Source organism: Geomicrobium sp. JCM 19037 (genome assembly GCF_000698105.1).
Taxonomy (GTDB): Bacteria; Bacillota; Bacilli; order Bacillales; family Marinococcaceae; genus Geomicrobium_A.
Genome location: NZ_BAWZ01000042.1, coordinates 1 through 26588 on the forward strand (window position 1 = coordinate 1; position 26588 = coordinate 26588).

At 45.4% G+C, this 26588-nt stretch carries 24 protein-coding genes and 9 pseudogenes; 18 read left to right on the top strand and 15 right to left on the bottom strand.

What is annotated here, in order from left to right; translation table 11 throughout:
- Positions 1-76: 76 nt before the first annotated feature.
- From JCM19037_RS18605 to JCM19037_RS18660, 12 genes and pseudogenes are all read left to right on the top strand, one after another.
- Positions 77-1563: pseudogene (locus JCM19037_RS18605) on the top strand (4-hydroxyphenylacetate 3-hydroxylase family protein).
- Positions 1564-1592: 29 nt separating this feature from the next.
- Entirely contained in the window at positions 1593-2339 is a 747-nt protein-coding gene (locus JCM19037_RS18610; RefSeq protein ID WP_042403685.1) for an IclR family transcriptional regulator, read from the top strand.
- A 24-nt stretch (positions 2340-2363) separates the two neighbouring features.
- Positions 2364-2900 (top strand): 3-hydroxyanthranilate 3,4-dioxygenase, encoded by a 537-nt coding sequence (locus tag JCM19037_RS18615; RefSeq protein WP_042403686.1) that lies wholly within the window; start codon positions 2364-2366, stop codon positions 2898-2900.
- Complete coding sequence (locus JCM19037_RS18620) at positions 2897-3898, top strand: amidohydrolase family protein (protein ID WP_042403687.1); 1002 nt, start codon at positions 2897-2899, stop codon at positions 3896-3898. Before JCM19037_RS18615 ends, JCM19037_RS18620 begins: the two co-directional genes overlap by 4 nt.
- The gene (locus JCM19037_RS18625; protein WP_042403688.1) at positions 3898-4359 is read left to right on the top strand and encodes a RidA family protein; all 462 of its coding nucleotides are present in this window, start codon (positions 3898-3900) and stop codon (positions 4357-4359) included. The genes JCM19037_RS18620 and JCM19037_RS18625 overlap by 1 nt, the downstream gene beginning before the upstream one ends.
- A gap of 64 nt (positions 4360-4423) precedes the next feature.
- Complete coding sequence (locus JCM19037_RS18630) at positions 4424-5848, top strand: aldehyde dehydrogenase (protein ID WP_152549147.1); 1425 nt, start codon at positions 4424-4426, stop codon at positions 5846-5848.
- Between the two features lie 18 nt (positions 5849-5866).
- Entirely contained in the window at positions 5867-6637 is a 771-nt protein-coding gene (locus JCM19037_RS18635; RefSeq protein ID WP_307189873.1) for a 2-keto-4-pentenoate hydratase, read from the top strand.
- Between the two features lie 36 nt (positions 6638-6673).
- Positions 6674-7447, top strand: coding sequence for a 2-keto-4-pentenoate hydratase (locus JCM19037_RS18640; protein WP_042403691.1), 774 nt, complete (start codon positions 6674-6676; stop codon positions 7445-7447).
- A gap of 255 nt (positions 7448-7702) precedes the next feature.
- Positions 7703-8559: pseudogene (locus tag JCM19037_RS18645) on the top strand (TRAP transporter substrate-binding protein).
- Positions 8560-8643: 84 nt separating this feature from the next.
- Positions 8644-9056 (top strand): annotated as a pseudogene (locus JCM19037_RS18650) (TRAP transporter small permease).
- Positions 9057-9124: 68 nt separating this feature from the next.
- Positions 9125-10338: pseudogene (locus JCM19037_RS18655) on the top strand (TRAP transporter large permease).
- A gap of 73 nt (positions 10339-10411) precedes the next feature.
- Positions 10412-12063: pseudogene (locus tag JCM19037_RS18660) on the top strand (FAD-binding dehydrogenase).
- Between the two features lie 49 nt (positions 12064-12112).
- On the opposite strand, the gene JCM19037_RS18665 reads toward JCM19037_RS18660, so the two are convergent.
- From JCM19037_RS18665 to JCM19037_RS18705, 11 genes and pseudogenes are all read right to left on the bottom strand, one after another.
- Entirely contained in the window at positions 12113-13471 is a 1359-nt protein-coding gene (locus JCM19037_RS18665) for a 5'-nucleotidase C-terminal domain-containing protein (protein ID WP_052364059.1), read from the bottom strand.
- Complete coding sequence (locus JCM19037_RS23440) at positions 13414-14007, bottom strand: metallophosphoesterase (RefSeq protein WP_052364060.1); 594 nt, start codon at positions 14005-14007, stop codon at positions 13414-13416. The genes JCM19037_RS18665 and JCM19037_RS23440 overlap by 58 nt, the downstream gene beginning before the upstream one ends.
- A gap of 196 nt (positions 14008-14203) precedes the next feature.
- Positions 14204-14824, bottom strand: a pseudogene (locus JCM19037_RS18670) (alpha/beta fold hydrolase); the annotation flags it as partial.
- Between the two features lie 178 nt (positions 14825-15002).
- Complete coding sequence (locus JCM19037_RS28805) at positions 15003-15323, bottom strand: penicillin-binding transpeptidase domain-containing protein (RefSeq protein WP_052364062.1); 321 nt, start codon at positions 15321-15323, stop codon at positions 15003-15005.
- Positions 15320-15880 (bottom strand): penicillin-binding transpeptidase domain-containing protein, encoded by a 561-nt coding sequence (locus JCM19037_RS28810; protein WP_081829427.1) that lies wholly within the window; start codon positions 15878-15880, stop codon positions 15320-15322. The genes JCM19037_RS28805 and JCM19037_RS28810 overlap by 4 nt, the downstream gene beginning before the upstream one ends.
- Before the next feature lie 16 nt (positions 15881-15896).
- Positions 15897-16982 carry a hypothetical protein gene (locus JCM19037_RS23455; protein WP_052364064.1) on the bottom strand — a complete coding sequence of 362 codons (1086 nt, stop codon included), beginning with the start codon at positions 16980-16982 and terminating at the stop codon, positions 15897-15899.
- A gap of 40 nt (positions 16983-17022) precedes the next feature.
- Positions 17023-17538, bottom strand: coding sequence for a hypothetical protein (locus JCM19037_RS18680; protein WP_052364065.1), 516 nt, complete (start codon positions 17536-17538; stop codon positions 17023-17025).
- 1079 nt (positions 17539-18617) lie between these two features.
- Positions 18618-19214, bottom strand: coding sequence for an alpha/beta fold hydrolase (locus tag JCM19037_RS18695; protein ID WP_307189874.1), 597 nt, complete (start codon positions 19212-19214; stop codon positions 18618-18620).
- 5 nt (positions 19215-19219) lie between these two features.
- On the bottom strand, positions 19220-19471 hold the full coding sequence (locus JCM19037_RS29615; protein WP_307189875.1) for an alpha/beta fold hydrolase: 252 nt from the start codon (positions 19469-19471) through the stop codon (positions 19220-19222).
- A gap of 13 nt (positions 19472-19484) precedes the next feature.
- On the bottom strand, positions 19485-19760 hold the full coding sequence (locus JCM19037_RS18700) for a hypothetical protein (protein WP_042403698.1): 276 nt from the start codon (positions 19758-19760) through the stop codon (positions 19485-19487).
- Positions 19761-19808: 48 nt separating this feature from the next.
- Positions 19809-20063 (bottom strand): hypothetical protein, encoded by a 255-nt coding sequence (locus tag JCM19037_RS18705; RefSeq protein WP_042403700.1) that lies wholly within the window; start codon positions 20061-20063, stop codon positions 19809-19811.
- A 102-nt stretch (positions 20064-20165) separates the two neighbouring features.
- On the opposite strand from JCM19037_RS18705, the gene JCM19037_RS18710 reads away from it, so the two are divergent.
- Positions 20166-20639: a hypothetical protein gene (locus JCM19037_RS18710; protein WP_042403702.1), complete on the top strand. Its 474-nt coding sequence runs from the start codon at positions 20166-20168 to the stop codon at positions 20637-20639.
- 47 nt (positions 20640-20686) lie between these two features.
- On the opposite strand, the gene JCM19037_RS18715 is transcribed toward JCM19037_RS18710, so the two are convergent.
- On the bottom strand, positions 20687-21685 hold the full coding sequence (locus JCM19037_RS18715; RefSeq protein WP_042403704.1) for a P1 family peptidase: 999 nt from the start codon (positions 21683-21685) through the stop codon (positions 20687-20689).
- Between the two features lie 56 nt (positions 21686-21741).
- On the opposite strand from JCM19037_RS18715, the gene JCM19037_RS23460 reads away from it, so the two are divergent.
- The gene (locus JCM19037_RS23460; RefSeq protein ID WP_052364066.1) at positions 21742-22104 is read left to right on the top strand and encodes a PdaC/SigV domain-containing protein; all 363 of its coding nucleotides are present in this window, start codon (positions 21742-21744) and stop codon (positions 22102-22104) included.
- Positions 22105-22141: 37 nt separating this feature from the next.
- The gene (locus JCM19037_RS23465) at positions 22142-22354 is read left to right on the top strand and encodes an RsiV family protein (protein WP_052364067.1); all 213 of its coding nucleotides are present in this window, start codon (positions 22142-22144) and stop codon (positions 22352-22354) included.
- Here JCM19037_RS23465 and JCM19037_RS30325 read toward each other — a convergent pair.
- Entirely contained in the window at positions 22351-22473 is a 123-nt protein-coding gene (locus tag JCM19037_RS30325; RefSeq protein WP_081829430.1) for a helix-turn-helix domain-containing protein, read from the bottom strand. The two genes, JCM19037_RS23465 and JCM19037_RS30325, sit on opposite strands and share 4 nt — an antisense overlap.
- Before the next feature lie 398 nt (positions 22474-22871).
- Positions 22872-23117 (bottom strand): annotated as a pseudogene (locus JCM19037_RS30330) (AraC family ligand binding domain-containing protein); the annotation flags it as partial.
- Positions 23118-23204: 87 nt separating this feature from the next.
- On the opposite strand from JCM19037_RS30330, the pseudogene JCM19037_RS18730 reads away from it, so the two are divergent.
- Both JCM19037_RS18730 and JCM19037_RS18735 read left to right on the top strand, forming a co-directional pair.
- Positions 23205-23944 (top strand): annotated as a pseudogene (locus tag JCM19037_RS18730) (ThuA domain-containing protein).
- Positions 23941-24931: pseudogene (locus JCM19037_RS18735) on the top strand (Gfo/Idh/MocA family protein). Before JCM19037_RS18730 ends, JCM19037_RS18735 begins: the two co-directional pseudogenes overlap by 4 nt.
- Before the next feature lie 194 nt (positions 24932-25125).
- Here JCM19037_RS18735 and JCM19037_RS18740 read toward each other — a convergent pair.
- Entirely contained in the window at positions 25126-25902 is a 777-nt protein-coding gene (locus tag JCM19037_RS18740) for a class I SAM-dependent methyltransferase (protein ID WP_042403706.1), read from the bottom strand.
- Between the two features lie 89 nt (positions 25903-25991).
- On the opposite strand from JCM19037_RS18740, the gene JCM19037_RS18745 reads away from it, so the two are divergent.
- On the top strand, positions 25992-26411 hold the full coding sequence (locus JCM19037_RS18745; protein ID WP_042403708.1) for an NUDIX domain-containing protein: 420 nt from the start codon (positions 25992-25994) through the stop codon (positions 26409-26411).
- Positions 26412-26588 lie beyond the last annotated feature (177 nt).

The window sequence follows — 26588 nt, forward strand, 5'->3', positions numbered from 1 at the left end:
GGTTTAATGTTTTATCAAGGTAAATTTCTTAATTCCATTGAAGTTGAAAACTATATAAGCGAACAGGAGGTCACTCATGGGAATTAGAACGGGCGAATCGTATATTGATGGTGTTAAAAGTAGAGAGCCAGACGTCTGGCTCAATGGTGAAAGAATACGTGATGTTTACCATCATCCTGTTTTCAAACAACCAATACATGAAATTGCAAGCCTTTACGACTTGCAACATGACCCCATTCATCAATCAGAGATTACACACATATGTGAGGAGACTGGTGAAAGGACAAATAATGCTTTTCTTGTGCCAAAATCGTATGAAGATTTAATGGCTCGGAGTAAAACATTTGAAGTGTATGCCCGTGCTACATTCGGTCTTATGGGAAGGTGTCCTGATTTTTTGAATGTCGTTCTCACGTCTATGGCTAGCAATTCTTCTTTCTTTGAACAGTATAATTCTGACTGGGCTAAGAACATCGAAAACTATTATAAGTATGTTCGAGACCATGACTTATTTTTAACTCATGCAATTATTAACCCGCAAAATAACCGAGCCAAAAATTCCCAAGAACAAGATGATGAATTTACTCACCTCGGAGAAGTGAGGGAAACGGATGAAGGCATTATTGTACGCGGGGCAAAGATGCTTGCAACTCTAGCTCCGATTACCGATGAAGTGATCATCTATTCTTTTCCCGGTTTCGCTCCAGGAGATGAAAAATACGCGCTAGCTTTTGCCTTACCCATTGATACACCGGGATTAAGGTTAATGTGTCGAGAACCTATGCAAGATGGTAAACGATCACTCATCGATCACCCGCTCGCTTCTCGATTTGAGGAATCAGACGCGCTTCTCATTTTCAATGATGTGCTCGTTCCGTGGGATCGTGTCTTTCTTCGAAATAACGTTGAAGCTGGCAACCGCTTATATCCGAGCACCGGAATAATCGAACAACCCTCTCATCAATCTGGTGTTAGAGGACTCGTCAAACTACAATTTGCGGTAGAAACTGCCGCAAGAGTAGCTGATCGATCGGTGTTGATCATTATCTAAATGTACAAAAAGATCTTGGAGAACTTGTTCAGAGTGTTGAAGTGATCCGTGCGTTGCTCAGAGTAGCTGAGTATGAACACGTGACAATGGATAGTGGCGAAGTTCGGCCAGCTGCCGATCCATTAGAAACCATTCGCGGATACATGCCGCTCATGTATCCACGCGCCATTGAATTGATTCAAATCATTGGCGCTGGCGGCTTGCTCATGTCACCCACTGGTGCCGACTTTGACCATAGTGAAGTTCGGCAAAACTTAGATCAATATTATGTGGGTCGGGAAGGGGTTCGTTCCTACGAACGGGTGAAGCTATTCAAGCTAGCGTGGGACTTATGTGGTGAAGCCTTTGGCCAGAGATTACTTCAATATGAACGATACTACACGGGAGACCCCATCCGTAAACGGGCCATTTTTTACAACAATTATAAACGCAAACACTCCTTTGACATGGTTGATCAAGCACTCGATGCTGCAGAGAAAATTCACCAACAACAAAACGGCATCACCCATTAATAGACATCTGATGAAAGTGGTGGTTCTTCGTGTTGGCATCCGTGAGCAAGATATCTAAAATATTGAACTGCTTCACTAATGAAACTCCTGCATTGCGAAACCTGGACATCGCAAAGAAATTGGACATGCATCCTAGTTCATCCCATCATCTTGTGAGTAGTTTATGTAAGGAAGGCATACTCATTCAAGATCGTAAGAAGATGTATCGCCTCGGTTGGAAGCTTTTAGAGTGGAGTAACAATGTGATGTATCAACATGACTTTAATGAGACGCTGCCGATCGTAGATGAATTAATTCGTAAGTATCATTGCGTCGTCCATGTCGGGATGTTCGATCAAGGTGAAGTGAGGTTTGTTTTAAAGACATCTTCTAAGCATGCCATCACAATTCCAACATTTATCGGTTCTAAGAAACCTGCCTACTGCACGAGTACAGGCAAGGTATTGCTCGCTTACAACCCTTCTTTTGTTCAACAAACGGTAGCAAAAGGACTTGTACGTGAATCTCAAAATACAATTACGAGCACGTTTGATTTGAAACGAGATCTCGAGATCATAAGAAAAAATGGGTATGCAGTAAGCGACAACGAAAATGATACGACGACTTACGGAATTGCTGCGCCGATCTTATCTTACTCAGGAAATATTGTCGCCGCACTTAATCTCGTTGGATCCCTTGAATATATGGGTAGAATCAACCGAAAAGAATGTATTCAAGACGTAGTGAGAACCGCAAAACTTATTTCTAAAGATCTTGGTTATATTGAACATTTATAAAAATTGCGAAAGGATGTTGTACAAATGACATTACAAAGCAGAGCATTCAATATCGAAAAAGTGATAGAGGAAAATAAACACCTTCTCCAACCACCTGTAAACAATAAAGTACTCTGGGAAGACTCTGAATTTATTGCGATGTTGCTTGGTGGACCTAATAAACGCCGCGACTTTCATGTCGATCCTTCAGATGAATTTTTTTATCAAATAAAAGGAAGTTGTTATGTGGAATGCATTAATAACGAAGGTGAGCGTGAAGTTGTAGAGGTGAAAGAAGGCGAAATGTTTATGCTTCCAGCTAACGTGCCACATTCTCCTCACCGCATTGCAGACACATACGGAATTGTACTTGAAAGAAAGCGAGATGAGGGTGAGCTAGAGAACTTCGTCTGGTTCTGTCCAGAATGCAACCATGAAATGCATAAAGTAACCATTCAGCTTGAAGACATCGGCACCCAAGTGAAAGAAGCAATTGATTTGTTTAATGCAAATGAGGAGTTACGCAAGTGTGATCAATGCGGGCATAGGATGGCGCGAGAAGCAGATGTGTGGAGACCATGAGAATAGATTTCCATACACATATCATCCCTCAGAACTTGCCAGATTTCTCTTCTAAATTTGGTCAGAATCGGTGGCCGGTCATGAGTCCGAAGTGCTCTTGCGGCGCAGACATTATGGTTTCCGGAAAAGTATTTAGAGAAATTTCTGATCAAGCTTGGGACCCAGAAAGACGCATCAATGATATGAATAAAGCGGGGGTAGATATGCAAGTCCTCTCCCCAATACCTGTCACCTTCTCATACTGGGCACCTGTAGAAGAAGCGCTTGAAATGTCCAAAATCCAAAATGATTTCATCGCCGAGACCGTTCAAGCGTATCCACAAAAATTCTTCGGCCTTGGCACTGTCCCTTTACAAGACACTGAAATCGCCATTCATGAAATGAACCGTTGCGTGAATGAACTAAATTTACACGGCATCGAAATTGGGACAAATGTGAATGGAGAAAATTTAGATTCTGCTCGCTTGCTTCCGTTTTTTGAAAAAGCGGCTGAATGGGGAATTCCTCTGTTCATCCATCCATGGGAGACGTTAGCAAAAGACCGAACCCCAAGACATAACTTCATGTACACCATTGGAATGCCTAGTGAAACGGCACTAGCCGCTGCAAGCCTCATTTGGAGTGGCGTTATTGAAAAATATCCAAACTTAAAAATTTGCTTTTCACACGGAGGCGGTTCGTTCCCATTTATTTTACCGAGATTGGATCAAGGCTGGAACGTTTGGCCAGATCTTAGAATCACCGAACACCCGCCCAGTCACTATACAAGCAGTCTCTATTTCGATGCATTAAATTACGACCCACTCAATCTACAATTTCTCATAGACCGCTTTGGCATCGACAAGATCATGATGGGAAGTGATTATCCATTTTTGCTACAAGAATCGCCACCTGGTAAAGGAATTGATTCCTTATCTGGTCTGGAAGATGGTGCTAGAAAACGACTTCTTGGTCGGAATGCTTTGGAATTTTTAAACATAAAGGAGATTTCTCATTGATGGATTCAACGTCTAAAACACCTGAAGAAAATTTAGAAGCATTAGGCATTCACCTATCAAACATCCGACCTGCTGCTGGCAATTACGTTAGCCACGTGAAATCCGGTAATTTAATCTTCACTTCTGGTCAAGGGGTAGACCAGTATCACGGCAAGCTAGGCGATGATCTCACCTTAGAAGATGGCTATAATGCCGCGCGTCAATCGATGATTAACTTACTCAATGTATTGAAGTATGAGTTAGGTGAATTGAGTCGCGTCAAAAGAGTCGTTAAGATACTAGGTTTTGTGAATAGCACTAGCGAGTTTACAGACCAACCAATTGTTATGAATGGCGCTTCTGACCTCCTCGTTGATGTATTTGGTGAGTGCGGGAAGCATGCTCGTTCAGCAGTCGGAATGGTACAACTACCGAATAATACTGCGATTGAAATTGAAATGATTGTTGAAATTAACGATTAAAGGACGGAAAGGATTCGCTTATGCAAACCAATCAGATAGCGCCACTTAAGAATAAAACGATCGACTGCTTCATTTTATCGATGGTCAGTATGTCGAATCAGCAAACACATTTGACAATATAAACCCTGCAACAGAACAAACCATTGGACAAGTTGCCCATGGAGGTAAAGAAGAAGTAGACCTCGCGGTGAAAGCTGCAAGAAAAGCTCTACATGGCGAATGGAAAGCTTTAACAACACGCCAAAGATCCGACATCCTAAGAAAAATTGGAGATTTAATATTAGAGCGTAAAGAAGAACTTGCCATGCTGGAATCAATGGATACCGGAAAGCCTTACGCACTTGCTCTAGAGATGGATATTTCAAGAGCCGCTCACAATTTCTATTTCTTCTCAGATTATTTAACATCTCTCGGTACAGAATCTTACCAGCAAGATCATGTTGCTCTTCATTACTCCATTCGAAAACCTGTCGGTGTCGTCGGCATGATTAATCCTTGGAACTTACCGCTTCTCCTGCTCACTTGGAAGCTTGCACCTTGTTTAGCAGCAGGAAATACTGCAGTAATGAAACCAGCGGAATGGACGCCTATGACAGCGACTGTACTTGCACAAATTTGTTTAGATGCGGGCGTTCCGCCAGGAGTCGTTAATCTTGTTCACGGATTCGGAACCGACTCTGCAGGTTCCGCAATTGCTGAACACCCGCATATCGACGCTGTAACTTTCACAGGCGAAACGAGTACGGGCACGGCAATTATGAAAGCAGCTGCACCAACACTAAAAAAGGTATCTTTTGAACTCGGCGGGAAAAATCCAAATATTATTTTCGCTGATTCAGACATAGACGAAGTCATTGAAACAACGGTAAATTCAAGCTTTATTAATCAAGGGGAAGTTTGTTTGTGTGGTTCACGCATTTATGTCGAAGAAAGTGCTTATGATTTATTTCTACAGAAATTCATAGCCGCAACGAAACAACTGAAAGTCGGCAACCCTCTTGAGGAAGATTCTTTCGTTGGTGCTATCGTCAGCCAAGAACATTATCTAAAAGTAATGCGCTATATTGATCTCGCCAAAGAGGAAGGAGGAACAATTGAAACCGGTGGCAAAAGACCGGATCATTTGGAAACAGGATATTTTATTGAGCCGACAATTGTTACAGGTTTATCAGAAACGAGCCGGTGTGTAAATGAAGAAATATTCGGACCGATCGTGACTGTCCTCCCCTTTTCGACAGAAGAAACCGTAATTGCTCAAGCAAACGATACTCACTATGGATTAGGAGCGACGATTTGGACGAATGACTTACGAAGGGCTCACCGCGTTGCCCAAAGCATTGATGCAGGTATTATCTGGGTAAATACATGGTATTTACGCGACTTGCGCACACCATTTGGTGGTATGAAACAAAGTGGAGTGGGTCGCGAAGGCGGTTCTCACAGCTTTGAATTTTATAGTGAATTATCAAATATAACAATAAAAATGTAACCGATGGAGGGACAAGCATTGAAATCATTTTCTCGCATTTTATGTGAAGCTGAGGCGAAGAGAGTAGGTGCTTCGCCTCTTACAGAACTCTCTCCTAACCTATCGGTGAGTGAAGCATATCACGTGCAGTTAGAAACGATTGAGGCAAAAGTAAGAGCTGGGGATAGGGTTGTCGGAAAGAAAATTGGATTGACGTCCAAAGCGATGCAATCGCTTTTTGGAATTAACGAACCTGATTATGGTCACTTACTAAAGTCTATGAAACTGTTCAATGGGACTTCAATTCAAACATTCGAAGTGATGCAACCGAAAGTAGAAGGGGAAATAGCTTTTATTCTCCAAGACGATCTTTATGGTTCTAAGATTACCGTTGATGATGTGATGAATGCTACACAATTCATCATTCCAGCTATCGAGATAGTCGATAGTCGCATCGCTGAATGGAAGATTAAACTAGCAGACACAATTGCTGACAATGCGTCTTCTGGGCTTTTCCTTTTGGGAGACAACTTGTTTGACCCATCAACAATTTCCTTACCTGAAATCACTCTACAAGTTCGTAAAAACGGTACTCTAGTCAGCAAAGGTAAAGGTTCAGACGTTCTTGGAAACCCAGCGAGTTGCGTTGCTTGGTTAGCTGAACGTATGAGTGAACATGGTACCGGACTTAAAGCTGGCGAGATCATCCTTTCAGGAGCTTTATGTGAGGCAGTAAATGCATACACTGGCGATCGGTTTGAAGCAGACTTCGGCAAGCTCGGAAAAGTTTATACCCACTTTGATGAATAGCCTTTCAAACAAGTGAACATTGGAGGCAGACTGAAATTGAATCTAACTCAATTAGCACAGACTGTTGAATATCACCAGCGCCACGGAAAAGAAATGCAAAAGCTCACCTTAACGTATCCAAACTTAACGGTAGAAGATGCGTATCACATTCAAAAGAAAACCATTCAACGATATGAAGATCAAGGAGACAAAATGGTTGGCTGGAAGATGGGGTTAACAAGCGTTGCCAAACAAAAATCAGTGAATGTCGAAGAACCGATATATGGTCGACTTACTGATGGAATGACCCTTTCTAATGCTTCATTAGTCACCAAAGGTTTGATTCATCCAAAAGTTGAGCCAGAGTTTGCTTTTCACATTAACAAAGAATTAAAGGGAAGCAATATAACAGCGGCTGATGTTTGGGACGCGACTGCAGAAATCTCTCTAGCGCTAGAAGTAATTGATAGTCGATATAAGAATTTTTCTTTTACATTGACAGACGTCATCGCGGATAATGCTTCATCTACGAAGTACATGTTAGGATCCAAACGCTTTAAAGCGACCGATACGGATTGGTCTGCTGTGCAAGTCTCTGTTTCTTTGAACGGCACTGAAGTGCAAACCGGATTTGGAGAAGCTGTTCTCGGCAATCCAGTTAACGCCATTATTGAGTTGACCCGTATGCTCAATCAGGTTGATCTCTCAATTCAACCAGGCATGATTGTGCTTTCTGGAGCGATTACAGAAGCCGTTAATGTCCAGGCAGGCGATTGTCTGACCGCATCATTTTCAAACTTAGACACATTATCATTGCATGTACATGACTAGCAGATCAATTTTCATGAAGCTTAATCCATTTATTAATAGGGAGTGAAGGTGACTATGAGAAAGTTAACATCTTGGTATTCAATATCCTGTTTTATCGGTTTCATGCTTTTATTGACCGCATGCAATGACGCTGACACTGAAGTTGAAGGAGGTTCAAATGGAGAGACTGAGACCGAAACCGAAGGAGAGGAAACTGTTATTGCTGGTGATGCTGAGCAAGTATTTAGATTAACTCATACGACACCAGAATCTCATATGTGGCATCAAGCAGCTGTCCATTTTGGTGACATACTTGCTGAGCGTTCTGACGGCAGGTTCGGATTGGAAATATACCCAGCAGGCCAACTAGGTACAGAAGCTGACATGCTGCAACAAATAGAATCAGGTCGATAGATTTTGGTTTCATTACAGCAGCAGAAATGAGTTCCAGAGAAGAGGCGTTCAGTGCATGGTTTGCCCCTTATTTATTTGACACGATCTTGGAAGCGAATGAGGCAAGAGAATCTAATGAAGCAAGAGCCATCCTTGATACGTTAGATTCGAGCAATATGATCGGGCTTGATTATTTGTTTGCTGGTCAACGTATGATGCTTAGCCGAGATGTGAAAATTGAGGGACCAGATGATATGTCTGGGTTGACTTTACGCGTCACCCCAAGTCCTCCAATGCTCCAATTTTATAATTCACTAGGTGCATCTACAGAAGGAATCCCTTTACCTGAAGTGTATTCAGCGGCTCAAACAGGTGTCATAGATGGAATGGATATGGATCTTGATGCAACCATTACAAATAACTTCTATGAAGTCGTTGACTATGCAGCCGTTACAAATCATATGGTGTGGCCAGCCGTTGCAGTCATGAATGACGCCTTATTCGACGGGTTGTCTGATGAAGACCAACAAATCGTCATAGATGCACTAGATGAGGCTGCTGATTTCTCAGCAGAAACGAGATATGAACAAGAAGAAGAGTTTAAAGAACAACTTCGTGGAGAGGGAATGGATGTTTATGATATCGATCAAACGCCATTCGAATCTGAGATCGCCGAGTTTGATGAAGAGTATTCAGCTATCGACTCTCTCATTGAAGATTTCATCACGGCTTTCAGATAAAAATTAGGAGGGTTTAGCATGGCGTTCGTTAGCGATGTGATAGCGAGAATCGAGAAAGGAATTGGAATATTCTTAATTTCTTCAATGGCGATAATCGTTGCTTTAGCAGTGTTGTTTCGATATTTCATCCATGCACCTCTTTCATGGGCAGGGGAAGCATCCATCTATTTAATGATATGGATGAGTTTTGTAGGAGGAAGCTTGGGGTTAAAGTACAAGTCCCAAGCTTCTGTCACCTTTCTTATCGACCTTTTACCAAATGGAATGAAAAATGCCGTACTTATCACAGGCATATACTTATACTTACGTTTCTTTGTATCATTCTCTATTACAGTTACATTTGGGTTTTTTCACCTAGCGTAGCCAATCAGGTAGCCAATTCTACACAAATTCCAATGTGGATCCCATACAGTGCCGTACCCGTTGGACTAACCTTTGCAACCGTCCACATCATCAACAATTTAGTACAACTATTTAAGAAGGAGGATGCTGAATGACTGTTTTGTTAATCATCATTTTCTTTCTGTTAATGTTAATGGGCATTCCAATTTCTTTAGTACTCGGAATGATTACCGTCATCTATTTCTTTACCGTTGGAAATACGGCCCTTCTAGATTCCACTCCTATGCAACTGTTTTCAAACTTGGAGAATTACGGATTGTTAGCAATCCCTTTGTTTATGTTAGCTGGTGAGCTCATGAACGGTGGAGGCATTACTTCCAGGCTCGTTCGGTTTGCACGTGTACTATTAGGACATGTGCGCGGAGGGCTAGCCTATGTCGCAATTCTCTCAAACATGTTCCTTGCATCCATACTTGGGTCTGCAAATGCACAAGCTGCCATGATGAGTAAAACACTAGTACCTGAAATGGAGAAAGAAGGGTATAGTCGTGACTTCTCTTCGGCTTTGACGTTGTCTGGATCAATCATTGCACCAATGTTACCACCAAGCATGATATTCATCATATACGGAACCAATCCGGAACGTCTATTGGGGCGCTTTTCATGGCTGGAATCATCCCAGGTTTAATGTACGGTCTAGGTTTTGTTTTGCTCATCGCTTTTATGGGTTATAAGTACAACTTCCCAAAAAACGAACGTGCCACCATTAAGCAAATACTTAATAGCGCTTACTCTGTAATTCCAGCACTTAGTATCCCGGTAATTATCCTAGTCGGTATTCTGAGTGGCTGGTTTACCCCTACAGAATCCGCAGCCATTGCCTGTGTGATCGCATTTTTTATCGGTAAATTCTTCTATAAAGAGTTAACCTTTCGTAAATTACCGACCGTATTTTCTAATACAGTGACAAGTACGGCGACTGTCACGTTCCTCATCGCGATGGCTGGTGCCTTCGGATGGATGCTCACTTTTGAGCAAATCCCACAATCGATTACAAATACAATGTTGTCCATATCAGAAAACACCCTCTTGTTCCTCCTGCTAGTAAATGCATTACTCCTCTTACTAGGAGCGATTATTGATGGGATTGCAGCACTAATTATACTCGTACCCGTCTTCATGCCACTACTTGCGGTATATGAGGTGGACCCAATTCATTTTGGGGTCATTATTTGTGTGAACTTAACAATCGGACTGTTAACCCCACCCGTAGGAACAGGATTGTTCATTGTGTCATCGATCGCTAATATCAAATTCGAACGCCTCGTTGTCGCAATGGTCCCATTCCTAATTGTTGGCATATTGATCTTACTAGTGATTACGTATTGGGAAGACACGACCCTTTTAATTCCGCGATTGATGGGACTCACTCAATAGTTAATAAGTTCATCCATAATATAAAAGGAAATCTTATACTTTTGTAGTATTTTCTATAAAAGGAGAGATTTCAATGACAAATCATTTCGACGCCATCGTCATCGGTGCCGGCCTTGCCGGTCTCGTTGCGGCAACGGAAATGGCGGATAGAAATAAGCGGGTCCTGCTACTCGATCAAGAACCGAGGAGTTCACTTGGCGGACAGGCATACTGGTCGTTTGGTGGGCTTTTTCTCGTGGATACACCCGAACAGCGCAGACTTGGCGTACAAGACTCTTTCGCACTCGCATGGCAAGATTGGCAAGGGACAGCAGGGTTTGACCGAGAAGATGAAGATGCGTGGAGCACGAAGTGGGCAAAAGCCTATGTGCAGTGGGCGGCAACCGAAAAAAGAGAATGGCTTCACTCTCTCGGCATCCGCTTCTTCCCCGTCGTCGGCTGGGCCGAGCGGGGTGGCAGCACCGCCGATGGGCACGGCAACTCCGTTCCCCGCTTTCATATTACGTGGGGAACGGGTCCAGGCGTTCTCGAACCTTTTATTAAGAAACTTCATAAATATGAACGAAATAACCAGATTGAGTACTTCCCCCGTCACCAAGTGGACGAGCTTATCGTAGAGAATCGTCAAGTCGTTGGCGTTCGCGGGTCGGAGCTCGTTCCTTCATCGTCGCTCGGGGAAGAGAAACGTCTCGAGAACGAGTAGGGAATTTTGACTACCGGGCCGCGGCCGTCGTTGTGGCGAGCGGAGGAATCGGGGCCAACTTTGATTTGATTCGAAAAAACTGGCCCGAGTGGCTAGGCCGTGCACCGAAAAAGATGATTGCTGGCGTGCCTGCCCATGTGGATGGTCGAATGATTGGTATTGCTGAACGTGCTGGGGGACGGGTCGTCAACCGCGACCGAATGTGGCATTACACTGAGGGCATTCGAAATTGGTACCCAATCTGGAAACAGCACGGTATCCGCATATTACCTGGCCCGTCTTCGATGTGGTTTGATGCTACCGGACGCCGCTTCCAACCTCCGAACATGCCCGGGTTTGATACGTTATCTACGCTCAAAGCGATTACGAACACCGGCTATGATTATACTTGGTTTATCCTTACACAAAAGGTGATTGAACGAGAATTCACCCTTTCTGGGTCTGAACAGAATCCCGATTTAACAGGGAAGAGCATCAAGAAAGTGCTAAAGCGTGTGCTTCCCGGTGCGCCTGAAGCGGTTCAAGCGTTTGTCGATCACGGTGAAGACTTTCTTGTTGCCACGACAATTCGGGAACTCGTAGACAAGATGAATACGTTGAGCGAAGGTCCGGTGTTGTCAGCTGAACACATCCGTGAACAGATGGCGGCTAGAGACCGGGAGATGGATCATACATTTACAAAAGATGCGCAAATTGCTGCCATTCGCAACGCCCGCACATTTACAGGAGATCGTCTTATCCGCGTCGCGAAGCCTCATAAGATGTTAGACCGTGACAATGGTCCACTCATTGCCATTAAACTTCATATTGTCAGCCGTAAAACGTTAGGTGGGCTGCAAACGAATCTTAATGGACAAGTGCTGCACGAAGACGGTGAAGTCGTTCCGGGATTGTATGCAGCTGGCGAAGCGGCTGGCTTTGGAGGCGGGGGATTGCACGGGTATCGTGCGCTCGAAGGAACTTTTCTCGGCGGATGCTTGTTTACTGGTAAAGTTGTTGGCGAGGCGATTGCCAAACGCTAAGCCAAAAAGAAACCGCCAATCACTTTATAAAGTGATTGGCGGTTCTTCACTATTCAAATGTAAATCGCGTTCCCTCATCGGTTTCTTCATATAGCTCAATTCGATCGTACCCATCGCTGTAGTCACTTGCATCTGCAGCACTATCAAAAATGATGTCCCCTGCAGCTTCAATCGGAGCGAGTTGCCAGTTCTCGCTTGCTTCAACATCAAGAGGCCCTTCATGAGCAATGATGTAATCAATAATAATTTGTCTATTCTCATCGGTGGTTTCGAGAACGGTTTCGACATTTGCATCAAGATGATCTTCCCCGCCAGCGCGGTAATTGTTCGTTGCTACATAAAATCGATCGTCGCTCTCAACTGGCTCACCATCATATTCTACGTTCAATACGCGTTCCCCTTCATCATTCGTTACATCAACTTCGTAGGTGACATTTTCAATAACGTCAAAGTTGTAGCTCGAAAAATCTTGGTTAACGAGTTCTTGGTCAGCGTTTTCGTCCGGATCAATTTGGTTGAAATTCAAGGCGGAATACTCAAGCCAATTCTTCAATTGGTCACCGTCGACTTCCACTACGTGTAACGTATTCGGAAATACGTACACATCATTCATGTCGCGAATGGCCACTTCACCTGCATCAACTTGCGTGAAATCTCCACCTCGTCCGGCACGGAATGGTGCAGCAGCCGACAAGAGTGGCAAGTCATCGTCTAGCTCTCCATTCGCTTGCAACTGCTCCATATAATCCAGTTGCGCATCGTTAATTAATTGGACAACTTCATTGTCCTTCACTCGTGAAAAGTACGTATTAATATCCGTCGTAATTTCACCAACTGGACTGTTTACGTAATTAACCGTTGCCTCGTGTGCATCTTGAACGAGTGCTTCCATGCCTTCATGTGATGGGACGTCTTCTGTGCTCCGGATTTCTGATTCAGCAGACGCAATTGTCCACTCGCCATCTTCCATCGTTAGATCAAAGTTGAGGAACCCGAGATGGCTACCCCAAGATCCTGGCATGACCGCAGGTACGTCATTAATTGTTCCAGCATCTACATCAACCGCTTCGACTCCATCATAATCTTCACTAGGAAACTGGTTATGTTGATGGCCTAGCAACATGCCATCAATCCCGTCAACTTCGCTCAAAGGAATCGCTGCATTCTCACTTGGATTTTCACTATCATCAATGCCTGAATGGGCGATGGCAATAATCAGGTCAGCGCCTTCATCCTTCATTTCTGGTACAAATGTTTGGGCGGCATCGGCAATTTCCAGTGTCTCGACTTCACCTTGTAAGTGAGCGGCATCCCAGTTCATAATTTGCGGAGGCACGAGTCCAATGAACCCTACCGAAATGGCCTCACCGTCAATGTCTTTTTCGACAATCGTATACGGTTCATACACAGGTCTTCGGTGCCAGGTTCAACGACGTTTGCAGATAACCATGGGAAATCCGCGTCAGCAATCGTTTCATCGAGGAAATCTAACCCGAAATTAAATTCATGATTTCCTAACGCCGCTGCATCGTAGTCCATTTCATTCATTGCATCCATGATAATATGCGTCTCATCTTCTTCTAACGGTTCAATTTGTGCTGGCATGTCACCAAGTATGCTTCCTTGAATCGTATCGCCGTTATCAATAAGCATCGTATGTTCAAATTCTTCTCTCGCTTCTTCTACGAGTGTATGTACTTTCGACAGTCCGATCGTTTGATCTTCTTCATCATTCATATAGTCGTAAGGCATGAGATGTGCATGAATATCTGTCGTACCTAAAATCGATAGTGTCGTTGTGTCTTCAGAATCTGTGTCCTCTTCCACGTTCTCATCCGTAGGTTCGTCAACATCCGACTCAACATCTTCATCGTTACACGCCACAAGTGTAGCCGATAAAGCGATTACAGGTGTGAGTATTGCGAACTTTTTCCCTTTAATCATATCAATCGCCTCCTCCAAAAGTTACGCTCTTATCGTAGCAACGTCACCATTCACCGACAACCAATACAGGGGAAAACAAGAAAAATGTACCATAATACTTTTGAGCAAAAATGCTTAGAGACTCATAATGTTGGAATTGTGTTACAACGAAACGACACACAAAAAAGAGCAGGGGTGGGTTTTTCCTGCTCGTCCGTCACGAAATATTCTTTATGAAGAGCCGTAATATATTCGCATAAAGCTCCGGTTGTTCAGTTTGGACGTGGTGTCCGGAAAAAGGAATAACTGCGACAAGGACGCCATCGTTCATTGTAGGATAGCGTTGCACCCCTAGCGTTTCATGGGGTTGTGACTCACCAACAATAAACAACATAGGCGCCTGAATACTGCTCAAATCGCCGACCGCTTCAAACGGGTACGAATTAAGTTGTAGAAAAAAGTGAGCGAGGGCGCGCCAACCTTGGCCATGAATCTCGTCCAGTTGTGCGGCTGATTCACGGTTATTCATAACTGCAGTAATTTCGGCCGCTTCCGCTTTCGACAGCTCGTCCCAGTTGTCCGGTACTTTTGGCATAACACCTGAAAAGGTTAACGAACGTACAGAAGAATGATGTTGTTTAGCAAAAAAGATACCGATCATTCCACCAAGGGAGCATCCGACGATATGAGCGGACTCGACTCCTAAGTGTTCGAGCGTCTCGTTTAGATCATCTGCACACTTCACATAGTAATCTTCCACATCTTCTGTAGCTGAATGTCCGTGGGCTTTTAAATCCGGCAAAATGACCTTGAAATCAGCTTGCAAATCGAACACTACGTGTTCAAAATCGTGGACGCCGTATGAAGAAACACAACAGGTACGCCATCTCCTCTTACTTCCGTGTGCAAAATCATCTAGCTGTCCCCTTCAGCAACCTCTTCTGGATCTTGTACTTGGTCTTCCTCAGCGGCAAGTTCAGGGGCTTCATGATTTTCTTGTTGCTCAAAAAATAGATTCATGCTTCTCTTGCCATCGTATTGGCAATGCCTGAGTTGTTGCCGTGGTCATCTAAAGCGACACTCGGCACGATTACGGCGACAGCGATTTCTGGATTATCGTACGGGGCGTATGCCACCATCGTTTGGTTGTTCAATTCCATACCGTTCACCGTTGTTTGTGCGGTACCTGTTTTCGCAGCTAACGTATAATCGGTGCTATTGCTGCCGTTAAAGTCATCATAGGCCGTACCACCGGTTTGTCCGGATACGGCAACGACTTGACGCATTCCTTCTTGCATTCTCTGAAAATCTGCATTCGTATTGCTGACCGTGTTCATGACTTCTGGCGCATAGTGCGGATGCTCCCACCTGCTGTTCCGTTTTCCATACTCGGCTCAAGCACATCACGAACGAGGCGCGTGCGCATCCGTTCACCGCCGCTAGCCATCGTGGCACTGAATTGCCCGAGTTGTAGGGGGGTGTAGGTATCGAACTGGCCGAAACTTAAATACAAAAGCAGACCTGAATTGCTGGTGCCGATCAAACCTGAAGATTCCCGAGGAAGATCAATGCCCGTTTCGGTACCTAAACCAAACTGAGCATAATGTTGACGCAAGTCATTATGCGCTTCCCCAAGTCTCGGCCACTGGTTCGTCGAACGATTCACTTCAGCTAAACGCATTGCAATTTCTGCCATGTAAACGTTCGAAGACCGACGCATCGCATCCAAATCATTAATATACCCCATGTTAGTCCATGAACTAATATCCGGCGTATTATCCAACACAATCGTAGAATCATGAATAACTGAACCATGACCTATAACGCCGTAGTTATAACCAGCAAGAACTGTCGCGGCCTTAATAGAAGACCCGACTTCATATGTGTTATTAATCGTTCCTAAATTCCCGTTATACTACTAGGGAAAGAATATCACCGGTTGACGGTTCAATCATGACGACGTAAGCGTCACGACCGTCTGGGAATACGTGACCGCCATAACTATGGAGTACATCGCTAACAAGATCTGTGACGTCTTGCTGCAAGCGCATATCAATCGTAAGTCGTAAATCATTCCCGCGGCGTCCTTCATCTGTGATCACGCTTCCGTCTGGTTGCGTCCTCACGACTGCCTTCTCGCCCCGAAGCACTTCTTCGTATTCGTTCTCAAGATATGAAACGCCGACTTGATCACTACGTTCGTATCCCCGCCCAACATATCCACTAATAAGTTCCGACGGGATAGAACCAATGCTGCCAAAAAATTCGGTGAACTGCTCGCCATAAGGGTAGATGCGCTCCGCATCCCGCATCAGATCGGTACCTGGCATATGATGCAACATCTCGGCCAGTCGGTGCGCTTGTTCTTCGTCCAACCCGGTGGCAATGCGGTTTGGCGAATGATTGTAACCGCTCAGCATCTCTGCCCAGATGACGACGGCTTGTTGTTCGCTCTCACTATAGCTGTTCATAATGTCTTCGTCATTCAGACGATCGAGTTGCAACTGGTAGATTTCATCATCTTCGAGCTCACTCGCTTCGTCATCAGTTACGATGTTGGCGACATACTCACGCAACGGACCATCTTCGTCATCGTCACCGGTCGGTTCAATGGAAGCTGTGTATAAAAAGTAATCTTTCCATTCCCGCGGGTTGACTGACTCGATATCGTCTTCCTCTATCTCCAAATACTCGACGAGCCCGTGCGCGATTTCATAACGCTCGCGGTCATTGTTCGGGGTATTCGTATATGTGAGCGCCAGCTGCAAGTCGTTGTCAACGAGCACGTAATTGTTGCGGTCAAACATAATCCCACGCGGCGCTTCCACATTCACTGTCTGCTCTTCTTCGTTCGTGAGCATCCGTTCGTATGAATCCCCTTGGACGATCTGAATATATCCTAATCGTAAAATTAAGATCGAGAAAAGAATAAACACACCGACAAACAAAATGTTTAGTCGAAAAGGAATGTGATTCTTTCTTTTATGCTCGGCCATCACGCACAACTCCCCTCACCTGCTCAAAAGGTAGTAACAATCAATCATACCCACCTTCTGGATCCGGTAAAGCTTGGTATTCTTCTTTCGGTTCGATCAATTCAAAATGTATAAAACTCAACCACTCACTCAACTGTTCGTCATTTCCGTCACACTGAGCGGAGATCCACTCACGTTCAACTCGTTCACCGTTAATCGTCATTTCAATATAATTCTGACCGTGAGGGTCTACGCATTGGACGTCACTCACATATTCCGCCGTCTCTAAAAGGTTCACTTCGACCATTTGGTCATAAATTTCTTCCATTTCCGACTCAGTGAGCGATAAATCAATCGTCACATCGCCGTTAGGAATCAAATCTTTCGTAACCGTCCCCTCATACGTATCTATACCGTTCGCCCCTGCGTATCCATAGGTGAGGGAAAAGTTGAAATCATCAGGCATTTCAGCAGGTAACTCGGCACTTTCCACTTCTTCATCTTCTTCTGTGCCACAAGCGACTATTAAAATCGTGGCAATAAGTGTCAAAGGTAGTAGCTTTGCAACTTTCATCATAGCACATCCTCCTTCTTTGTTACTATAAACTGACGATATATTTCTTAAATTGTTACAGCTAGAGGAATAATAGAGAATGAAACGTTGCAGAGGCGAGTTTTTGTAGTCCAGACTGTAAGGGCGACATTGGTGGCAGAAAGACCCCACCGTGTTTTCTAGGCACTCCAGAGCATAAGAGCAACACGGTTCACGTTTCTGGTCTACTGGTCACGGTGTGGAAAGAAGCCTAAATGCCCCATATATTCATTTAAGTGACAATTGAGAAAGAAAAATCACCATTTTAAACGTGGATGCGCACATAAACGGTGTCAACTGTCACAAATCGCGATATATGTGACCGTTGAGGGCCGAGGGTGCCCGGTTTGAAGGCTGAATTGTCACATAAGTGACAGGTCCTAACACTCTTGCGCCAATTGATGATCATCGGTCACATCTTGTTATCCTTCGGCAAACGTTCTTCGTGTTGCCCGTAAAGACCGATCTCGAACATAGGGTTCAGTGAATATCTTTCGTGCAACTTATATAGTTCGCACCCCTTTTCTAGCTGAAGAGCCCACGACCTGTCGGCATGAATCATGCCGAGGAAAAAGCGGTTTCGTTTCGGCACCATCGGTGCCGATGGTTGCTGGATTTTGGAATTGTTTAGGAGATCGGCCATCTAGATTGCACCCACACGATTTTGCTTCATTGACCTGCGGGACCTCTCACGGTGCTTCTGCCAAAGGCGACCCAGCCCTTCGTTCTCATCAACGATACTGAATAGCCGGCGATATTGTACGAAAGGTGCTTAGTTGCTACATCTACTGTGAACGAGTAAGAGCGACCTTCCTGTCGTTGAACTTTTGGCGTTAACGGCTGATTTACTGTTGGTTCTTGAAAAGAATTCTTTCGTTCAACACATTTAGATTCCGGCATAAAAAAAACTCGATCCTTTTATTGAACAATGGATCGAGCGTCTACGGTATGATTTTTGAGCGATTACGGCGATTTAGTTGCCAAATCTCCCTATAGAAAATTGTATAGGCGGACCCTGCCGCGCAGGACTGGCGTTCACCGCCCCGTTCCCCTTCACATCCCAGTTACGTAATAAACGCTATGATATGTCGGTTTACAATCTCTGGTTGCTCCAAATGCACCCAATGGCCGGCATCACTGACTAAAATGCCATTGCCACCGACCGTCTGCTTGAGGCTCTCTTTTGCAAGAGTACGAGCGAGGAAACGATCATTCATGCCCCAAATAATCTGTGTAGGGACTCGAACTAACTCGTTAGATGCCATGCTTTGTAAGCTTAGCGGAATCGCACGATACCAGTTGATCATTCCCGTCAACGCACCGGGATGCTGCCAACTTTGCTCATACGCCTCTGTTTCTTGCTCACTGAATACCGGTTGTTCGCTAGATACTTGTAAGGCGAGCTTCATATACGTGTAATCATCGGTTTGCAATGCTTTTTCAGGGAGATGACGCATTTGAAAAAAAGCGATATACCAACTTCTGAACAGTTGGGTAGGGTTTTTCACCATGCCTCGAGGGAGCACGACCGGATGCGGAATGTTAATCGGAATAAATTTCTCAACGAATTCCGGGCGGGTAGTTGCTAGATGCCACCCAACTGCGCCACCCCAGTCGTGACCGATGATGATCGCTCGTTCTCTTCCGAGTGCTCCAATCAAACCGATCACATCATCTCGAAGGGCGTCAATATGATAGCGTTTACGCCGTGTGGCTTTTCACTTTGGTCATACCCCCTTTGGTTCGGGATGAGCACGTGAAAACCAGCAGCAACGAGGGGGTCGATTTGCTCACGCCACCCGTACCAAAAATCGGGAAAACCGTGCAATAAGATGACGAGTTTCCCGTTATCATCACCCGCTCGAGCCACACGCAAACAGACGCCATTTGTAGAAATGTCCTGAAAGGTTACGCTCACACCCATCCCTCCACTATGCGGTTTGTTTGTACCTTATCGCATGCTTGGCAAAGCCGACAACGGTCATAACAATTCCAGCACCACTTACTAGAGCAAGCACCCACGTGCCCGCCATTGAGCTGTCAACAGTGAGCGAAATGATCAAAAACGATAGTAGAGCTACGGCGACGAGTGAAAGTCCTGTGATCTTTAAATGACGCGTTCGGTATTCATTAATTCCAACGTAAGCAAAGCCAGCTAAAACGAGGATAAACGGCGCCACGTACATAAATTGAGTAATTGCGACCATGTTAGGAGGCACAACACCTTTCATTATTTTTCTTTATTGTATCCTAAATTATTGGATGTTAATATAGCGCACTAAATATCCGTATATGACAAATAATACACTTAGCGGAAATGTGATAATGAGCGCGATCCAACCGACAATTGGCGTGGTGACTACAAATAGTAGTAATGTGACGAGGCCTGATACACCTAGAAATCCTAGTCCGGTATAAACAATTTGCATCCCGTCCATTCGCTTCGTAATCAAATAGATTAGACCAGCAGTAAGTAGTAATGCTGGCAAGAGTAACCAGAGGAAACCCATGTGTTGCTCTCTCCTTCGTCCATTCCATATATTCCCTAGATTAATCGGGTACGGTTTGGTACATTGATGATTAGTGTCGAAAATCTGTTGGGAGGTTTATTGATGGAAGATCAATTTGTTTGGTTATTTGCGATTGCGAGTCTCATCGGCTCAGCTGGTGTTATTATCGCATTTCGAATGACGCTACGTAAAATGGAGCACAAACTCGATGATGCGAAACGTCATGAATCCGATGCATTACAAGTACTACAAAAAGAACAGACGAATTTCTTTATTAAAGTTCCTCTCTTTGAAGCACCTGCCATTATTCTCCTCGTCGTCGGGATGTTCTTTTTATTAAATGACGCAGGAACCGCTGTCGTTTCTGCCATTACCATTCCTGCAATTATTGCGGTAGCTTCGATTGTGGCATCATTTGTATTTATATTTATTAGCACGAGACAAACGTTGCAAGTGATTGACAAAACGCATCACGGTGCGATCCGTACCCTTGCTTTCACTGCAATACCACTCGCGAACAGTGTACCCATTATTTCAATCGTTGCGCTCATCCTTGCCCTAACAGGATTGGATTAAGGACGACACGAACGTGTTGCCTCAAACTGAGGCGGCACGTTCTCGACTTAGCTGCGCAACTTCGCACGTAACTGTTTTGCTTCTTCCCCAGTCAGTCCTCGGCGTGTATGCCCATCCCGACCTGTTGTCGTCTCTGCCATTAATAGTGAATTCCAAATTGCCTCTTCTACAGCACTTGCAGTTGCATCAAATAGATCATTCATTTCTGACGTGTCATCGCGCAGAAATTCGAACTGTTCCAACTGGTCTCCATTATGCGTCACCTGATGTGCGGTTGAAAAAGCAATGGCTACGTCGCCACTCCCGTTATGTGCCGTCGACCCCGTGCGCGCAAGCCCAAATGAAGTCCGTTTTGCGATCCGCTTTAATTGCCGTTCATTGACAGGTAAATCGGTCGCAACAATCATCATAATCGATCCTGGAGGAACATCGGTATCGTTCCTTTCGGCATAATTGGATAAAACGAGCACACCGAGCATGCCACCTGCGACGCGCCGCGAGCTCGTCCCGACGCCCCCTTTGTAGCCAAGACAACTCATGCCTGTCCCTGCACCGACTGCCCCTTCCAACACAACGTCACTCGCTGCATGAATGGCTGAGATCGCTTGTTCAGGCCGCACGTGCAAGCCACGAATATCATTTAAATAGCCGTCGTTACACTCGCCCACGACAACATTTGCCGTACCGGTTGTTGTGCCAATTTCAGGGCACTGCTCAAACAAATGTTGCAACACGCCTTCTGTGACAGCAGGAACGCCAAACGTATTCGTTAACATGATCGGGCTTTCCAGCAACCCTAACTCTTCGAGTTGGACTAAGCCGGTCGTTTTTCCAAACCCATTAATTACAGCCGCACCTGCCAATACTTTCTCACGAAACAAGTTACCCGAATGCGGAAGGATCGCTGTCACACCCGTTCTTATGCTGTCGCCGCTATTCAATGTCACGTGACCGACACGTACACCGCTCACATCCGTAATTGCATTCCTCTCACCGGTTTCCATCGTACCAAACGTAAACCCATACTCTCTTGCACGTTTTTTCATTATGAAGATTCCCCTTTCTATTGGTTAAACATAGGCTAATACAGGAGGGATTAAAGATGGTTAATAAAGCTGATTTACCGCTTGCCATTGCTGCAGGCCAGATCGAAGAGCCACGAACGGACGTGTTAGTCCCTGAAGTCGAAGGATATACGACCACATCAACAGAGGTAAAATTGAATCGTACCATTCAAGACGAAGTATGGCAGCTCATGCTCACACAAGGGTACGGGCAAGAAGAAACCCATTTGACTGGACGGTTTGCGTTAAAGAACAATCAAGCGCGTGTGCTTAGCCTCACGTTAACGATGTATCAATTTTCCGGCGGTGCGCACGGCACAACACTCGAACACGGGTTAACGTTTGATAGCGACACCGGTCATCTGTACACGTTGCCAGAGCTATTCAAACCAAAAAAGTAACTACAAAAAACTCATCAACAACAACATAAAAGCACAATTGCAAAAACGAAATTTAACTGAAGATCTGTTTAAACCTTTTGACACCATTCCAGACGATGTTCAATTTTACGTCGCTGACAAAACACTCGTCATCTTTTTTAATCAGTACGACATCTTGCCGTACGTATTTGGAATTACGTACTTCCCCATTTCATTATATGCGTTGCAAGAAGCAATCCCGGATGACGGTCCGCTCAGTCGTTTGCTCTAGTGAGCGGCCAATTTCTGACCTAAACGATACGCACCGGGAGCCATCCCGGTGTACCGTTTAAATATCTTATAAAAGTACGTATAACTGCTAAAACCCGCTGCTCCAGCAATTTGTTGCAGCGAGTGTCTGTACGCATCATCCGCTCCTTCGCAATCCCGACCTGGACGTGATGGGTGTACCCAACAATCGTCTGGCCTGTATGCGCTTTAAACAGATGAAGCGCACGTGACGTACTCAACCCGACGTGAACGGCCACATCCGCTACCGCAAACGTTTCCGTTGCATTCTGCTCCACATACCGCATCATCTCCCTCACGATGTACGGAGTGTGCTCAGCCACTTCCCGCTGCCTCGCTCGGTCGATAAACAACAAGAGCGTCTTCAATAAATGAGCGATCACCTCTTCATTCCACTCATCCCGCGGTCGTCTCCGCTCAAGAATAATATATTGCCAAATCGTCGTCACTTGAACGTCTACACCGGTATGAACCAAACGCTCATCCCAACCTACAAACTCATCCCCCTCCACAGCCAGATGATAATCTCCACTCGGCACGTCACCGGTATATAGTTCATACGAGTCCCCGGGAGCAATGACCAAAAGATCCCCTTCTCGTTGATGAACGGTTTCTCCATTCACAACGACGACACTCTTGCCCTCGGTCTGTAAACGTAACAAGTGGGCTTCTTTCCCAAAATTGTTTGTCGTCCGAAACGGTGCAGCGTGATGAGAATAGCCGCAAATCACGACGTGGGGATGCATACATTCACCTCATTCTTTTTCTAAATAATAGCAAGATCGTTCATATTTTAACAGGATTAGAGATTCCCGCACCTGATCGTGTGATTTATGATAGGGGCGGAGGTGCAAACGTTGATTACAATATGGAATGAATTTCGTCATGAAAAAGAAGACGACCAGGTTGCTCGGCTCTATCCGAACGGAATCCACAACGTCCTAAAGGACGTCATTTCTGAAGCGGGTTACACGGTGAAAACCGCAACTTTAGATGAAGAGGAGCAAGGATTGTCCGTACAGGTGCTTGATGAGACGGATGTTCTCATCTGGTGGGGTCATAAAGCTCACGATGAAGTGGATGATCAGATCGCAGAACGGGTTGCTGAGCGTGTGCGTCAAGGTATGGGCTCATCGTGTTGCACTCGGGTCATCATTCGAAAGTGTTCAAAAGGTTGATGGGGACGAGCTGCGACTTGAAGTGGCGCGAAGCGGGGGAAAAAGAGCGGGTATGGACCGTTGACCCGACGCACCCGATTGCCTCAGGGATTCCTGAGTATTTCGAATTGGAACACGAAGAAATGTACGGGGAGCACTTTGACATCCCGACGCCCGAACAGCTCATTTTTATTAGCTGGTTCCAAGGTGGAGAAGTGTTTCGTAGCGGTTGCACGTTCACGCGTGGTCTCGGCAAGATCTTTTACTTTAGGCCCGGTCATGAAACGTACCCGACGTATTATGAAACGAACGTACAGCGCGTCATCCAAAACGGGGTCGAGTGGGCACGACCGATCAATACAACTCGACCGGTGCGCGGCAACTGTACACCTCTTGAGAAGTCGGTTCGCTCATGAAAATACAGATTGGAATTGTTGGCACAGGAGGAATCGCAACCGATCGGCACATCCCAACCTTCATGCAACTTCATCAGAAGTGTGACGTCTCAGCCGTGTACGATGTAGACGTCGAAAAAGCGGCACGCGTTGGGGAAGCCGTCGGGGCAAATGTGTATTCAAGTTATGAAGACATGCTCGAGCATGTGGATGCCGTCTGCATTTGTACGCCAAACGCATTTCATGCCGACTTAGCCATTGCCGCGCTCGATGCTGGCGTTCACGTGTTCTGCGAGAAGCCGATGGCGATCTCTTCAACAGATGCCGCGCGTATGAACGGCGCTGCCAAACGTTCAGGGTGTGTGCTTGCCATTGGTTTTCACTACCGATTCATGCACAACGTGCAGGTAGCCAAAAAGCAAATGGCAAGTATCGGTGACCCACTCGTCGTAAGTCCGTGCGATGCGGCGGCGCAAAGTACCAGGTTGGGGTGTGTTTACGAACAAATCGCTCCAAGGCGGCGGCAGTCTCATTGACTACGGTTGCCATTTACTCGACACAGCGCTTTGGCTCATCGGCAATCTTAAAGCTGTTGAAGTGACAGGCGCAACGTACAATCGGTTGAGCAAAAACCCACATCTCGTAAACGATTGGGGCGTCGTTGACTACGCGACATTTGAGGTTGATGACCACGCCACCGCGTACATTCGTTTCGAAGGCGGCGCTTCCTTATTGTTGGAATGCTCCTGGGCCGCCAACATTAAAGAAGATACCGAAGAAATCTCGATTTCTGGCAGCGATGGCGGCATAAGCGTGTTCCCTCTTGAGCTGTACCAAGACGCTGCCGAGCAAGGTGAGGCTCTGTCCAACGATTCTTATGAAATCGCACAAGCTCAGAATTTTATCGGGGCGTGCCTCGGTCAAGAAACACTCGTCGTTCAGCCAGAAGAAGCTATGCAAGTAACCGAGGTGATTGAACGCATCTATGAGAGTGCCGAGCAAGGGTAAGGGGGTATCTGCACATACGGACTTTTCTTTCGTTTACAATTTTTGCTGGTATAAACGCTCGGGGGCATTCTGCGCTCTAGTTCAGCTCATCTGCGCTCTAGTTTGCTTATTTTTGTAGATTTGCTCCTGATTTTGGCGAACTTGCGCGCAGTTTATCCCAACTTGCGCGCACATTTCAATATGGGAGCAATCCCTTATACACGGGCACGGACGAGGTAGCGGGCGTGGGTAAGCGCTAGTCCACGAGAGGTTGCCCTTGCCGCAAATACTCGCTCGACTTCCGGTAACGCACGTCGGGTTAACGTGGCAAGCACTTCACTACTCTGCCCAAACGCTTTCATTTTGATCACATCGATCGGTCGCTTTATGTATTCCACACTCAAGACTTCTTCAACGTGGCTCTCCGAAAGGCCACTTTCCGCGAGCCGTTGCTGCAACTTACTTAGTATCGGTGTTCCCTTTACTGGCTCATACAGATTAGGAAAAAGTATCGGAAGTTCCTGTGCGAGACGGTCTCCAGGATGCAGGCCGAACACAAGCCCTTCTTTTTCTACGACACGGGCAATGTCAACGTAAGCAGAAGTTGGTCCTTTTCGAATGTACGCCAGCTGAAATTCGCCACCCTTAAAAGGAAGCTGACGCGTGTCAGCACTGCCCACTACAAAATGTACATTGGCTCTGGCCCCCACCTGCGCTCGTTCGATAAAACGCTCTACTTGGTCGTACCCTATTACTTTCGCCGCAACCTGACTACAGCGACGTGCAAAGGCCCCATGTCCGCAGCCGATGTCGACAACACGCTGACCTACCGAGTGATCTAGCACAAGCTTATCAAAGACCGTTTCTCCATTCGGCTCTGTAACCGTACTTTGCCATTCATACTCATACTTCCCTTTTTGATGACTGAGCTGTGCATACCACTCTTTCGAGTGAGCAGGTATCCAACCAGGAATTGCCTCTGGATTGATCAATGTATTCACATCCTTTGCCATTAAATCGTTTATATGTTTAGATAATTAAAAATTCAATTTCAGGAGGAGATTATTTGTCACGATTCAAAATGGTCGTTGCCGTACACTTATTTCTTATAAAGGAAGATCACGTTTTGCTATTAAGAAGGTACAACACTGGTTATGAAGACGGCAAGTATAGCGTCGTTGCCGGTCATCTAGACGGCGACGAGAGGGTTAAAGAAGCAATGGCTCGAGAAGCAAAAGAAGAAGCAGGCATTACAATTGAAGAAAAAGATCTACACATTGCTGGCGTCATGCACAGAAAAGCGAATGATGAGCGAATTGACTTTTTCGTTTCAAGTGACACTTGGCAAGGAGAAATCGAAAATATGGAGCCTGAAAAATGTGACGAGCTCGCATGGTTTGCACTCGATCAACTACCTGAAAACACGATCGACTATGTGCAAAAGGCGCTCGCCAACTTTAGAAGTGACACCTGGTTTGATAGCTACGGGTGGAAAGATTGAAAGTTGAACATCTGCTCGTACTGGATCTCCACTAAAGCCAGGGACTTGTTGACCATAGAATACAGGTGACTAAACATTGGCGTCTCGTTTATTCACTTAAGAAGTAGAACTTAATATCCTCGTTAACACGAACGAGGGAGCTGATCTTTGTCGTGATTTTAATTCGTTGGTTACCCA

Excerpts from the sequence above, each read along its gene's own strand:
- JCM19037_RS18615 (WP_042403686.1), top strand. The coding sequence starts at position 2,364 with ATGACATTACAAAGCAGAGCATTCAATATCGAAAAAGTGATAGAGGAA.
- JCM19037_RS18620 (WP_042403687.1), top strand. The coding sequence starts at position 2,897 with ATGAGAATAGATTTCCATACACATATCATCCCTCAGAACTTGCCAGAT.
- JCM19037_RS18625 (WP_042403688.1), top strand. The coding sequence starts at position 3,898 with ATGGATTCAACGTCTAAAACACCTGAAGAAAATTTAGAAGCATTAGGC.
- JCM19037_RS23440 (WP_052364060.1), bottom strand. The coding sequence starts at position 14,007 with ATGATTAAAGGGAAAAAGTTCGCAATACTCACACCTGTAATCGCTTTA.
- JCM19037_RS28805 (WP_052364062.1), bottom strand. The coding sequence starts at position 15,323 with ATGAACACGGTCAGCAATACGAATGCAGATTTTCAGAGAATGCAAGAA.
- JCM19037_RS23455 (WP_052364064.1), bottom strand. The coding sequence starts at position 16,982 with ATGGCCGAGCATAAAAGAAAGAATCACATTCCTTTTCGACTAAACATT.
- JCM19037_RS18680 (WP_052364065.1), bottom strand. The coding sequence starts at position 17,538 with ATGATGAAAGTTGCAAAGCTACTACCTTTGACACTTATTGCCACGATT.
- JCM19037_RS18700 (WP_042403698.1), bottom strand. The coding sequence starts at position 19,760 with ATGGTCGCAATTACTCAATTTATGTACGTGGCGCCGTTTATCCTCGTT.
- JCM19037_RS18705 (WP_042403700.1), bottom strand. The coding sequence starts at position 20,063 with ATGGGTTTCCTCTGGTTACTCTTGCCAGCATTACTACTTACTGCTGGT.
- JCM19037_RS18710 (WP_042403702.1), top strand. The coding sequence starts at position 20,166 with ATGGAAGATCAATTTGTTTGGTTATTTGCGATTGCGAGTCTCATCGGC.
- JCM19037_RS18715 (WP_042403704.1), bottom strand. The coding sequence starts at position 21,685 with ATGAAAAAACGTGCAAGAGAGTATGGGTTTACGTTTGGTACGATGGAA.
- JCM19037_RS23460 (WP_052364066.1), top strand. The coding sequence starts at position 21,742 with ATGGTTAATAAAGCTGATTTACCGCTTGCCATTGCTGCAGGCCAGATC.
- JCM19037_RS18745 (WP_042403708.1), top strand. The coding sequence starts at position 25,992 with ATGGTCGTTGCCGTACACTTATTTCTTATAAAGGAAGATCACGTTTTG.